Source organism: Spirosoma migulaei (assembly GCF_054776855.1).
The window spans coordinates 199019-212381 of record NZ_BAAHBG010000017.1; the positions used below are offsets into that span (position 1 = coordinate 199019).

At 50.7% G+C, this 13363-nt stretch carries 8 protein-coding genes; 4 read left to right on the forward strand and 4 right to left on the reverse strand.

The annotated features are described in order from the left end of the window. Window positions 1–376 precede the first annotated feature (376 nt). The 4 genes from ACYVGO_RS19740 (at window position 377) to ACYVGO_RS19755 (ending at window position 7075) form a co-directional block, all read left to right on the forward strand. The gene (locus ACYVGO_RS19740) at window positions 377–1717 is read left to right on the forward strand and encodes a TolC family protein (protein WP_460970700.1); all 1341 of its coding nucleotides are present in this window, start codon (window positions 377–379) and stop codon (window positions 1715–1717) included. A 35-nt stretch (window positions 1718–1752) separates the two neighbouring features. After that, a complete protein-coding gene (locus ACYVGO_RS19745) occupies window positions 1753–2868 on the forward strand; it encodes an efflux RND transporter periplasmic adaptor subunit (RefSeq protein WP_460970701.1) in 1116 nt (371 codons plus the stop codon). A gap of 84 nt (window positions 2869–2952) precedes the next feature. Continuing rightward, window positions 2953–6123 carry an efflux RND transporter permease subunit gene (locus tag ACYVGO_RS19750; protein WP_460970702.1) on the forward strand — a complete coding sequence of 1057 codons (3171 nt, stop codon included), beginning with the start codon at window positions 2953–2955 and terminating at the stop codon, window positions 6121–6123. 175 nt (window positions 6124–6298) lie between these two features. Next, window positions 6299–7075: an MBL fold metallo-hydrolase gene (locus tag ACYVGO_RS19755; protein ID WP_460970703.1), complete on the forward strand. Its 777-nt coding sequence runs from the start codon at window positions 6299–6301 to the stop codon at window positions 7073–7075. Between the two features lie 90 nt (window positions 7076–7165). Here the strand turns inward: ACYVGO_RS19755 and ACYVGO_RS19760 are convergent, their stop codons facing one another. From ACYVGO_RS19760 to ACYVGO_RS19775, 4 genes are all read right to left on the reverse strand, one after another. After that, window positions 7166–8500, reverse strand: a complete 1335-nt coding sequence (locus ACYVGO_RS19760) for a sensor histidine kinase (protein WP_460970705.1) — start codon at window positions 8498–8500, stop codon at window positions 7166–7168. Window positions 8501–8805: 305 nt separating this feature from the next. Further along, entirely contained in the window at window positions 8806–9549 is a 744-nt protein-coding gene (locus ACYVGO_RS19765) for a DUF5602 domain-containing protein (protein ID WP_460970706.1), read from the reverse strand. A gap of 13 nt (window positions 9550–9562) precedes the next feature. After that, window positions 9563–10759, reverse strand: a complete 1197-nt coding sequence (locus ACYVGO_RS19770) for a sialidase family protein (protein WP_460970707.1) — start codon at window positions 10757–10759, stop codon at window positions 9563–9565. A gap of 12 nt (window positions 10760–10771) precedes the next feature. Next, on the reverse strand, window positions 10772–13135 hold the full coding sequence (locus tag ACYVGO_RS19775; protein WP_460970708.1) for a TonB-dependent receptor: 2364 nt from the start codon (window positions 13133–13135) through the stop codon (window positions 10772–10774). Window positions 13136–13363: the final 228 nt, after the last annotated feature.

A 13363-nucleotide genomic window follows, 5' to 3' on the forward strand; every position in this document is an offset into this window, starting at 1 on the left:
AGCAGAAACGAGGAATTTAAAGTAGGGTGTCTGGGCGTTCTGAGTGGCCTGCAGGTTTTTTAAAAACTGCACCAATCCATGCCCGGTTTACCAATTGGTGAACCTGTCAAATTTGCCTGCTGGTGGCGTTAAGATTAATTTAATACACAGGTGGCATTAGTAGTAAAAAGTAATTAGCTAGTGGTGAAAAGGACTCATTATCAGGTCGGTAAGTCAGGTTGTTTTACGGGGCATGGTTTCGAGAAATTACTTAAGTAGCGGTAGCGCAGTCACTAATTTCTTTGGAACGAACGAACAAAATGGACACTCTGGCGAGTTGTTATAGATACAGACCGTTGCCAATCTCCCAACTACGGTTTTCAAGGTTTAACTGTTTATGAATAGAACGTTTATTGGCTTTCTTTTCGCGCTTGGGTGGTTTTTGTCGATTGATGCAGTAAGTCAGAAAACAACAGATTCGCTATCGAAACAAGCTTATCTTTCCGATTGCATTCAGTATGCGTTGGGTCATCAGCCTGTAGTCCGTCAGGCGATTATTGACCAGGATATTGCCGAACGTACTGTGCAAAGCGCACTGGCCGCCTGGTACCCCCAACTAAGTGCCTCCTATAATCTGCTCCATTACCTCAAACTGCCCGTTACCCTCATTCCTGATGCGACCACGGGTGAGAAACGTCCCGTTTCGCTCGGTGCCCAAAACACATCGACGGCCTCACTTTCGGTAACGCAAAGTATTTTTAACCGGGATGTGTTACTGGCCAGCCGAACTGCCGACGCCTACCGGGAACAGGCTACTCAGAACACGGTCCGAAATAAGATCGATGTTGTCGTAAATGTCAGTAAAGCGTTCTATGACCTAATCCTGACGCAACGACAAGTCGATATTCTGACCCAGGATATCGCTCGCCTGACACGTAGTTTACAGGACGCTACCAATCAGTATCAGAGTGGAATTGTTGATAAAACCGATCCGCAGCGGGCGAAGATTGCGCTTAATAATTCTCGCGCTCAGCAGAAACAATATAGGGATCTGGTTGGGTCAAAATACCAGGTGCTAAAACAGGTTATGGGGTACCCGCCAACAAGTCAACTGGCGGTAACCTATGATACCTTACAATTGGCCAGGGAAGTTACCCTGGACACACTCTCGTTAGTAAATCCGCAAAATCGGATTGAATATCAGCTTTTGCAAACACAGGGGCGTTTACTGGATGCCAATGTTCGCTACAATCGCTGGGCATATCTGCCATCGGTATCGGCCTTTGGTAACTACAATTTATTGTATCAGAACAATGCCTTCGGGCAACTCTATAGCGCGTCATTTCCCAACTCGGTAATTGGCTTAACGCTTGCGCTACCTATTTTTCAGGGAGGGCGACGTATTCATCAGACAAAAATTGCCGAGTTGCAGGTTCAGCGGCTGAACTGGGATCTGGCTGCGCTGACCAGTGCGGTCGATGCCGAGTATGCCACGGCCTTAGCAAACTACAAGGGAAATCTGGCGAACTATCTGGCGCTGGTCGAGAATCAGCAACTGGCCGAAGATGTGTACCGGATTATCAACCTACAGTATCGCTCCGGCATCAAAACCTATCTAGACGTAACCATCGCCGAAGCCGATCTCCGAACCGCACGACTTAATGTATTCAATGCACTTTATCAGGTGTTGATCAGTAAGTTAGATGTTCAGCGGGCATTGGGTGTTATTCAGTTTTAAGTGTTGTCAGCATGACAAACGTGTCTATTAGAATTATGAAGCAGCCTATAAATCTGGCTATATCGGGATTGATCCTGACCCTGTTACTTGCCGCTTGTGGCGGTAAAAAAGATGCCCAGCAACAACAGGCTCCTCCACCGCCCACGGCTGTTAGTGCGGTGAAAGTTAGCAAAGGAAGTGCCACCTACTACGATCAGTTTCCGGCAACGGTAACTGCCCTTTTGGAGGTGGAGATTCAACCGCAGGTGGCCGGCAATATTACGGGTATCTTTTTTCAGGATGGTCAGCATGTTAGTAAAGGGCAAAAACTGTATACGATTGATCCCCAGCAATACCGGGCGAGTTACGATCAGGCAGTTGCCAATCTGAATGTTCAGAAAGCCAACCTGAACCGGGCTCAAAAGGACGCTAACCGGTACAATACCCTGGCCGAACAGGATGCCGTTGCCAAGCAATTGGTCGATAACGCCAATGCTTCGCTGGAAGCGGCTAAAATGCAGGTAGAGGCCTCCGAAGCAACGATTCGGCAGGTGGCTACGAATTTGAAATACACAACCATTTATGCCCCGCTCGATGGTACAATCGGCATTTCGCAGGTACGACTTGGCGCGGCTGTAGCTCCGGGTTCAACACCACTCAACACGATTTCATCGGATAACCCGATTGCCGCTGATGTACAGATCGATGAATCACAGATTCCCCGATTTTTAAAATTACAGGGCCAGCCGAATGTAGTCCGTGATTCAACACTGATCCTGTTACTGCCAGATGGGAGTACATACAAATACCCTGGCTCGGTACGCATCGTTGATAGGGCCGTTGATCCACAAACGGGTACCCTTCGGGTTCGGGTTGCCTTTCCGAATCCCAACAAACAACTCAAAGTTGGCCTGAATGCCAATATCCGGGTGAAAAACAATACGGGTGAGCCACAACTATTAATTCCCTATCAGGCTGTAACGGAGCAAATGAGTGAATACTTTGTGTTTGTAGTGGGCGATAGTAGCAAGGTCAGCCAGAAGAAAGTAACGCTCGGTGCCCGTATCAATGATAAAGTAATCGTGAAAGATGGCCTCAAAGAAGGAGAAACCATCGTAACCGAAGGCACGCAGAAAATCCGGGAAGGGGCAAAAGTGCAGGTAACAAAGTAATAGGAGCGTGGAGTGTGGAGTGAGGAGTTGCTGACGCGTCAGCCTTCTCACTCCTCGCTCCTCACTCCTCACTCCTAAAAAGACATGTTCGCAGAAATATTCATTAATCGGCCGGTTACCGCCATTGTTGCCTCGGTTGTGATTGTGGCACTCGGGGTACTGGCTTTGTTAAGTCTCCCTGTCAGTCAGTATCCTGATATCACCCCGCCCGTTGTGCAGGTGACAGGTACCTACACCGGTGCCGATGCACAGACGGTTGAGCAGACAGTAGCCACGCCCATTGAAACACAGGTGAATGGCACACCTGGTATGGATTACGTGCAAACCAACGCCACCAACGATGGTCGGATGACCATGAACGTGACGTTCAAGGTAGGTACCGATGTGAATATTGCCGCTCTGGATGTACAGAACCGGGTGGGTATTGCCCAGCCGCAGCTGCCGGAAGAGGTTACCCGCCTGGGGGTTGTGGTTCGGAAACGAAACCCATCCCTGTTTATGCTGGTTGCGATTTACTCGCCCAACAAGACCCATAATGTCTCATTCCTGGATAACTACGCCAATATTTATATTAGGGATGCCCTGTTACGGGTGCCGGGCGTAGGGGATATTTTCAGCCGGGCGGATGATTTTAGTATGCGGATCTGGCTCAAACCCGACCGCCTTGCTCAACTCGGCCTAACCTCCGACGATGTAGTGGCAGCCTTACAGGAGCAAAACCTACAGGTGGCGGGTGGCTCGGTAGGAGCGTCCCCACAACCTTCTACTCAGGCATTTGAGTATAGCGTATTTACCAACAGCCGACTCAGTAAGGAAGAGGACTTCCGGAATATCATTGTACGGAGCGATCCGGCAAAGGGTTCATTGGTCTATCTGAAAGATGTAGCACGGGTGCAGTTGGGTAAATTCTCCTATGCCAGTAACTCCTTCGTTGATGGCAATCGGGCGGCTTATTTGCTGGTGTATCAATTGCCGGGCAGTAATGCGCTGGCAACGGCCAAGGGTGTGTATGAGGCCATGGACAACCTGAAAAAGACGTTCCCGAAAGATATCAATTATGTGGTGCCTTTCGAATCAGTGTCGGTAATTCAGGTATCGATTGGCGAGGTGGTGAAAACCCTGGGCGAAGCCCTCGTGCTGGTGGTGCTGGTCGTGTTTTTGTTCCTGCAAAGCTGGCGGGCAACGCTCATTACCTTGCTGGCCATCCCGGTTTCAATTGTGGGTACATTTGCCCTGTTCGTACCGCTTGGGTTTACCATTAACACGCTGACACTCTTTGCCTTTGTACTAGCCATCGGGATTGTAGTAGATGATGCGATTGTGGTGGTTGAAGCCGTGCAAGTGAACCTCGATAAGGGTATGACGCCCAAAGACGCGACTCGGGAAGCCATGCGGGAGATATCCGCTCCGGTAATTGCCATTGCCCTGATTCTGGCGGCTGTGTTTGTACCGGTAGGCTTTATCCCGGGCATTGTCGGGCGACTCTACCAGCAGTTTGCCATTACGATTGCCGTTTCGGTGTTGATTTCGGCCTTTGTTGCGCTGTCGCTTACACCTGCGCTTTGTACATTGCTGTTGCAGCCAATGCACATCGACGAAAAAGCGACCGGACTGAATAAGTTCTTCTACAAGTTCAATCAATGGTTCGAGCGGGTTACGAATGCCTACTCCAACGGTGTGAAGCGGCTGATTAAGCTGACCCCCTTGGTAATTGTCGGGCTGGTGGTGGTGTATATTGGAACGGCGCTGCTGTTCCGCGCCAAACCTACCGGCTTTATCCCGACGGAAGACGAAGGACGTCTGATCGTGACCTATGAAATCCCGGAAGCTGCTTCGACATCAAGGAGTTTGGTTGTGCTCAACAAGGTGATGGATATTCTGAAAAAGCAGCCTTACGTAGCGCACTTTTCAGCCCTTGGCGGTTTGAATGCCATCACCTTTGCCTCAAAATCGAACAGCGGTACGGTCTTTATTCAGCTAAAACCCTGGGAGGAACGCACTGAGCGGGGTATGCAGGCCGACTCGCTCGTGGTTAAACTACAACGGGCTCTGTCAACACTGAACGACGCTCGGCCTCAGGTTATTCAGCCACCGGCTATCCCGGGTTTAGGACAGAGTTCAGGATTTACGTTTGAGATTCAGCAGCGTGAAACCAATGATGACGTGAAGGCCTTTGACGGTGTGGTACAGAACTTCCTGGCCGAAGCGAACAAACGGCCTGAAATTGGTCGGGCGTTTTCGTACTTCACCGCCAAAGCCCCCGCGTACCGGGTCGATGTGGATCGCGACAAATGCAAGAAACTGGGTATTTCGGTGAGTAATGTGTACCGGACGATGCAAACGTACCTCGGTAGCCAGTACGTCAACGACTTCATTATTTACGGACGTAAGTTTCGGGTGGTAGCGCAGGCAGATACGATGTACCGAACGGATGTGACAAATCTGGGTCAGTATTACGTTCGTAACCAGGGTGGCCAGTTGGTGCCGATTAGTGCGGTTATTAAAACGACGGTCATTGAAAACGCTCCGCTGATTTCGCATTTCAACCTGTTCCGTTCCGTCGAATTGAATGGTGGAGCCAAGCCGGGTTATAGTAGTAGTCAGGCCAATGATGCGCTACGAGAGGTAGCCGCCAAGGTACTCCCTGCCGGTTACGCCTACGATTTCGGTGGACTGAGCCGCGAAGAAATCAACGCCGGTAATAGCTCAATTTACATTTTCATGCTATCGGTTGGGTTCGTGTTTTTGTTCCTGGCTGCTTTATACGAAAGCTGGTCCGTACCATTTTCCGTACTGCTGTCGGTGCCCATCGGTGCGCTGGGGGCTATCGTTGCGCTTATCCTGTTTCCGTATCTTACGAATAACGTGTACGCTCAGATCGGGTTAATCACGCTGATTGGGTTGGCTGCCAAAAACGCTATTCTGATTGTGGAGTTTGCGAAAGAGCGCGTCGATAAAGGCGAGGATTTGCTGGAGTCGACCATTGAAGCGGTTCGGCTGCGACTACGCCCGATTCTGATGACTTCCCTAGCCTTCATTCTGGGGGTATTTCCGCTGGCACTGGCGAGTGGGGCAGGGGGCGTTGCCCGTGCTACGATTGGTCGTACGGTATTGGGTGGAATGATAGCGGCTACCTCGCTGGCCATTTTCGTCGTCCCAGTTTTATATGTCGGTATTACCCGACTCGCCTACGGGAAAAAAGGTCTGGCAGCGTTGAAAGAGAACGCCAAGAAGGATGAACCCAAAGAGGCCTAAGCGGTATAGTTGTAGTGCCGACCGTCCCGGTCGGGTGTGTAGCTAAGTGTTCCCCGCCCGACCGGGACGGTCGGCACTACATTTTAATCCTGTCAAAGAAAAAAAATAACCCTACCTGTCAATCTCTGACAAAGCCGTACCTTCGTATGGCGATTGCGTAGCTTGTCAGATCATCATGAACTTATTTATTACCTCGTTAAATTCGGGCAGTAACGGGAATTGTTATTACGTTGGGAACGATCAGGATGCGGTATTAGTCGATGCTGGCATCTCCTGCCGGGAAACGGAACGGCGTATGGAGCGGCTCGGGTTATCGCTGGATAAAGTACGGGCTATTTTTATTTCCCACGAACATTCAGACCATATCCGGGGTGTTCCTCAACTTGCCAAAAAATATCAGTTACCAGTGTTCATTACGCCCGGTACGCTTCAACACTGTGGCTTTCCTGTAAAGACGTTTCCACTCCGGGCGTTGCGAGGGTATGAACCCGTCTGGATTGGTGAACTCTGTGTTACCGCTTTTCCGAAACATCATGATGCCAGCGATCCGCATAGTTTCCTGATTTCGTATCAGAACACGCGAGTGGGCGTCTTTACTGATATTGGCGCTCCCTGCGAACACCTCATCCATCACTTTAGCCAATGCCATGCGGCTTTTCTGGAAGCCAATTACGATGATGACCTGCTGGCCAATGGCCGGTACCCCTATTTTCTTAAACAGCGAATCCGGGGTGGTAAGGGACACTTATCTAACCAGCAGGCGTTGGAAATTTTCAGAACGCACAAGCCTGATTTTATGAGCCATGTGTTGTTGTCGCACTTATCTAAAGACAACAATTGCCCGCAGGTTGCCAGCGATTTATTTAAGCCGCATTTGGGAAGTACGGAACTGATTGTAGCCTCCCGCTTTCAGGAAACGCCGGTGTACACGATCTCTAGTAGACAAAATTAGATTAACCACAGAGGCACAGAGAACACAGAGTTTTTATGACATATTTTTCTCTGTGTTCTCTGTGCCTCTGTGGTTAAAAATACGTTCAATCTAATCGTCGATCAGTGGTAAGGATACGATAAACGCATCGGCTGTTTCCTCTACTTTAGGTGTGGGCTGGCCCAATAGCTGGTATTTGGAGAGAATATTAAGAAGCCCCTTCTGCGTGGAATTTGCCCGGTTAACCGTCTTTCGCTGGAGTGTGTTGCTCACCGTCAACCAGCCGTCGGGGCTGGTATCGAATCGAATCACCAGGGGGGTCTCGGCAGAGACGATGTTGTGCTTTACCGCGTTTTCAAGCAATAATTGTAGTGTAAGAGGAGGGAGCTTGCACGTTAGAGATGACTCGTCAACCGTTTTAATCAACTCAATTCCCGCTCCGTAGCGGGTTTTAAGTAGGTGATAATAGGAGTCGATAAACGTTAATTCGGTTTGTAATGTCGTTAGCGCCAGATTATTGGTGCGCAACAGGTAGCGGTAAACACTCGACATTTCGTCGACGAATCGGATCGCTTTCCCCGGCTCATCGGCAATCAGTGAGGAAAGCGAATTAAGACTATTGAATAAAAAGTGCGGATTCAACTGCGTCTGAAGTGCCATCATCTGCATCGCCGACATCTGTTGTTGAAGTTTCTCGGTAACCAGTTCGGCTTCCACCTGTTCACGTTGGTGCCGTTCGCGTTCCCGGGCAAGCCGTTGTTCCACAATAGCACTCTTAATGGCCCCCCGACGCTGCCGATACCCCAGCACCAGGGTAAAGCAGATCAACTCGGCCAGGATCCCAAACTCCAGGTACGTTAAAGGCGCAAACATAACTAACAAGGGTTCCCCTAATGAACGATGCACCATTGTCATGATCATTGACACAACACCCCCGGCCAGTAAATAACTTGACCCCAACGCGATGTACCGTGGCACTACCCCTCTTAGCTGTCTGATTTGTACAATTCCGTAGGTTGCCAGCCCAACCATGAGTAACCGCATGATCGTGTGGGCTGTGTCGTAGAGCGCTCCATACCAGTCTGTTATACCAAAGCATAACACGCCCATGAGCACCAGGTAACTCACAATTACTGCTTTGGCCAGACGGAACAGCCGAAACAGACCCGGTAGCCGGGCCTGGAGCTGAATCAGCGCGTCGGCAAAGTCGAAATAGACAAAATACGCCAGCATGGGGGCACTAGCCCGAACAAAATACCAAAGATTGGCTGATACATACTTGTTGATCTCGTCTACTCGTAGACTGAAATAAACCAGCCAGGCCAGCATGTATAGGGTGTACAGACCATAAATGCGCTCCCGGTAGATGCCCCATTGCACTACGTTCAGTAGCAAAATGGAGCTAACCATGCCTGTAAACAACAGATTCCAGGTCGCAAACGTCATGAAAATAACTTTCGATTGGTTAAGAAAAATGCCCTAAAAGTCGGCAAATTTAGGCGTTTACCCCAACCAGAAGATTTGTAAAACGGAAAAAGCCCCCAGTGAAGCGTCACATCTGGGGACTGAAGCGTACTGGCGCAAAAATTAATCCGATGTGTTTAATAAATTTACTTTATTAAACACATCGGACTGCGGAAGCGGAGCCACAGAGAAAACAGAACGGGCCGCCAGTGCGGATTAAATACTAAAAATCAGTAGTTTACGGTTCTGTGCTCTCCATGTCTCTGTATGTAATAGGCAATTTTAACTTACTTGCGGTTCTGAAGATCCTCCAGAATTACCTCATATTGTTTCTCCGCAGCATTGTATACAAATCGGTAAGCAGCGGGGTAGAAGCCTGCTTTTTCCACCTTTTCGGCTTGTTTTACGAGTAGCTGTTCGTCCTTTACGTTCTTCAGAAAATCAAGCGTAAACATCGGTTCCAGGAAGGTAACCTTGCCATCGAGTGCGCCATAGATAAACGTTGTTGTAAAGGGTTTGCCGTTCAATTCAGGGCTGGTCGGGTCGATCCAGTGGGCACCCATTTGGGGTAGCGCAGGGCCTTTTACGTATCCCTTCGGCAGATAAGCGCCTTCAGGGTCTTTACCAAAACGAGGATCATTTTCAACAATGCCAAGCCGATCTTCGTTGGATGTATAGTAAAAGTGGCAGTCGAAATGCGGTACATTGTACACACCATCTGGCTCGTGGCCGTGGGGCATCCAGTTGAACGATACATGCTGAATTTGCGCCTTGTCGCTTCCTTTGGGCATCGTTAGCACCCAGTACGCATCTTCAGCGGGCAGGCTTTTTAGCGTAGCTTCGGAGATAGCCACGCCCAGTTGTGCGGGGTTGCCCTTGGCGTCGAGCCGCACAAACGAACGGAGGGTGCCGTTTCCGGCTTTTACCGATTCGCCATACTGAATAGTGGCTGGTTTCTTTTCGCCCGTAGGCGTGTCATTGGACCCCATTAGGGTCGCGGTGGCTACAATAGCCAGTGCAAACAGATTCATTGGATTTGATTGTTTATGGTTGAAAAAAAGGAACTCGCTTTACTATAACACTGGTACTCTGCCCCTGCCAGCTCTGGTAGGCAACCAGCAGGCCATCAGGTGTTGGGAGCAGCACGGGCAAGGAGGTTAACTCACCGGGTGCCGTTAGAGCCATTGTCCGGGATTCGCCATTGGCCATGTACGTCCGCACCAGTGTTTGACGGTACGCATCGGGAGCTTCGCCCACCAACTCCTCAAAGACCATCGCTAATCGCCCGTCGGCCCAGCCCGTTACCTGCGGGTGTGTCCGTTGGGCTCCGGCAATGAACTCGGTAGCTTGTGGCTTATCGACTCTGGCCAGCCGGATACCTTCATGTTCACTGGCGCCAGAATACCAGGTGGCATAGACCACTTCGTCGCGAACAAACAACTGTGGCCCCGAATGTGGACAGGCATTGATCTGCCAGTCGTCATGTACCAGCACGTTGGGCGGACTAAAAGACAGACCATTGTCCGTCGATACGACATAGCTAATATCTCGTGCACCCGGGCCGTTTTCAGTGGGTAACCAGTCGCGGTAGGTCAGGTAAATGCGTCCCTGAGTATCAGAAACAATACCGGGGCGGCAGCATTGACAGGCGTTGGAATCAACTACAATTTCCGGCCCGAATCCCCCGGTGGCCAGGGTCTGGGTAAACCGAACTGAGCGACCTTCGTGACCGGGTAGTTTCTCATCCAGCCAGATCAGTCCAATTTCGCCCATTGGCAGGCGGGTTAGTTCGGCGTAGGAGTGGCTTTTACCCGCTGTTGTATCTCGGTGTATAGGTTGTTCTAAGCTCCAGGTTTTTCCCTGATCTGTTGACACTTTGTACAGCAGGTTTCCGGCACGGAGTACATCGGGTGTGGGCTTCGGCAGGCTGAACACCACCAGTTGTGTGCCATCGCCCTTAAATATAAGTTTTGGTACATCTTCGCCGTGGGCTGCGGTCGTAGCGGGCAGGCTGATACGTGTTGGTGCACCAAATGTTTTCCCTCCATTGGTGGATATGCAGTGCATGAGCGAGATACCTGTTTTCGTCCGCTCGATCCAGGTCAGTACCGGATTGCCCTGATGGTCCGTTTGCAGGCGTGGAAACGATGCGTTGGGAATTTTCAGGAGCGAATCGCCCGGATTCGCAAGTGTAGTTAGTGTATTGATTAACAGGGCGCTAAAAAAGAGTAGTGTTTTCATGAATGATGGGCATTAGTTTCCGGTGAAATTGTATTGGAGACCGATCACAAACGTGCGGGGTGCGGCTGGGGTGAATGTTGTGCGGTCGGTAATGACATTACCCCGCGTTGCGTTGTTGGCATACAGTTCATTTGTCAGGTTCAGTACGTTTACATAGACTTCCATCGCCTTATACACGTAGCCCGTTCGCAGGTTCAGTACGCTGACACCCCGCGCACCAAACGCTCCCCGATCGTTGTACCGAACCGTATTGGTCTGGTTCTGATACCAGGGACCGATCCGCTGCCACTCCATCGCCATCCGCACGCCTTTCGCCCAGCGGGGCTTATAGGTCAGTTCTGTATTGGCCACCCAACGGGGAGCCTGTGGCATATCGTAATGAGCCAGATTTTTTACCACATCGGATGGCAGGTTGCTTAGGGCAAAGTCCTCGAAGCGGTGGATGGAATTGGTGCCACCGAAGCGGAAAAACCACTGACCGGAGGGTTTATACGTCAGGCTGTATTCCAGACCCCGGTGGAGGGTTCGGCCCGCACTCTGATAGTCGGTTGAGTTGTCTGGCTGACGAATGCTGAGCAGTTCGTTGATACCATTCATCTGATACAAAGCCCAGTCGATGTTGACTTTTTTGTTCAGAAAGGACGCCCAGCCACCTACTTCCAGATTGCTAAACTGGGCTGACTGAAGGTTATAATAGAAGGGGGGCTGTCCGGCAGCGGTATTCGGGTTTTTACGAAACACGGCTGTTAACCCCGGTGGTGAAAACCCTCGACTAACGTTTGCATACAGGCCTGCACCGTGGCCAAGATCGTAGGTTAGCCCCAGTTTAGGCGTTAGTTGATTGTAGTTTTTTGTGCCAGTCGTTTTATCCAGGAAATTCTCGTAATCGAATGCCATTCGGTCGTAGCGGAGTCCTGCTGACAGACGCAGATTCGGCATCGGTGCAAAGTCGTACTGCGCATAGGCGGCCAGATTATGAATCGTGGCGGCATACCGGCTCAGGAACTGATCGGGCAGCTCGCGTACCTGAACATACCGTTCCACCGACCGTTTGTCGGGCCGTAAGCTGGCTTGCAACTCGGTCTGGTACGCGTAATAGGTCGTCGGTGAGTTATCATATACTATACCCACGAGTAATCGGCTGTCCATCCAGGCAAACCGCTGGCTGTGTTGGGCCATCAGGCCGATGCTATGAAACGCATTTTCATTGATTTCACCCGTGGCTGTGGTGGCCCCCGATTTCCAGCGGATACTGTAATTTGGATTCTGTTTCAGGCTGTTGTCCCGATAAAAGGCGGTTACCGATGTTTCACTGTGGGCGGCCCAGCGGTGTTCCAGTGTCAACCGCGACCGGAGCGACCGAACATCTCGATACGTGAAATCAGTTGTGCTCACGTATTGACGGCTGTAATACGCCAGGCTATCTACACTGCCGCCCGTTTGCGAATAATACTGGTTGTAGGAAACTGTCCCCGTCAGGCGTGTCTGGTTGGAGAACGCGTATTCGGCACGAGCATTGAGCGACACTTTATCGAAGTCGCTTTGGGTCTGCCAGCTATTCCGCTGCCGGGCTAAAGATACGCCCCCAAACAGGCCAAGTCGGTTGGTGAGCATGCCACCCGCCCCCGCCTGAACGCGTCTGTATCCCCAGCCATCGCCCATGACGCCTACCCGCACTACAGGTACGGCAGTTGGTCGATGCGTCAGGAAATTAATGGCACCCCCAACGGCCTCGGGACCATACAGCGAGGAAACCGGTCCTTTCACCACCTCGACAGAACTGATCGAAAAGGAGTTCAATTCGATCAGGGCGTTATGATTGAAAATCCCCATTGGGCGTACTGGCACCCCATCTTCCAGGTACAAATAATAGGCGTTGGTGCTGAAGGGCTGGCGGATACCCATCATGTGTTGCTCGTTGCCGAGGTTTGGCATAACCACACCGGGCGTTTTGTTAATGACTTCGTAGAGATTAACGGGTTTAGTTTCCTGCAAAAGTCCCGATGACAGACGACTAATAGCCATGGGCGCTTCCGAACGAGCCTGAGCTTCCCGACTGGCCGTTACCACTACCGGTTGAAGGTCCTCAATTCGGGGCATTAACTTAATACTCAGTTTGCCGGAGGAGGCAACCCGACGTTCCTGATAACCGATACTGCTAATGATCAGGCTGTCGGTTGCCTGCTGACCCGCTACTGAAAACCGTCCCTGTGCATCGGTAATGGACCCGATCGTAGTGCCGATGAGCCGAACCGTAGCGCCCGGTATGGGTTCCTGAGTTTGCCCGTCAAGAACGGTTCCCTGAAACGAGACGCTCTGAGCCCGCAGCAAGGTATTGATGCAGAAAAAGAGGAAAAAAGTGGTAACTGTTTTCATGACGATTGGCGTGTTTAGCCTCGTATTTGTTGTTTGCTGGCTCAAAGTTGGGTGGTGTCTGGCCAATCGCCAGTTGGCAAGTGAGTGAACCGGAAATTTGGGCTGATGAACTGTAGTATCGAGAATATGAGCTATCCGTACACGCTCATAAACCGTCAATCCGTACTACTCAAAGGAATGAACGGCAGATTGCCTCACAGGCGGGTTAGCAGATTTTAACCGTTTTTA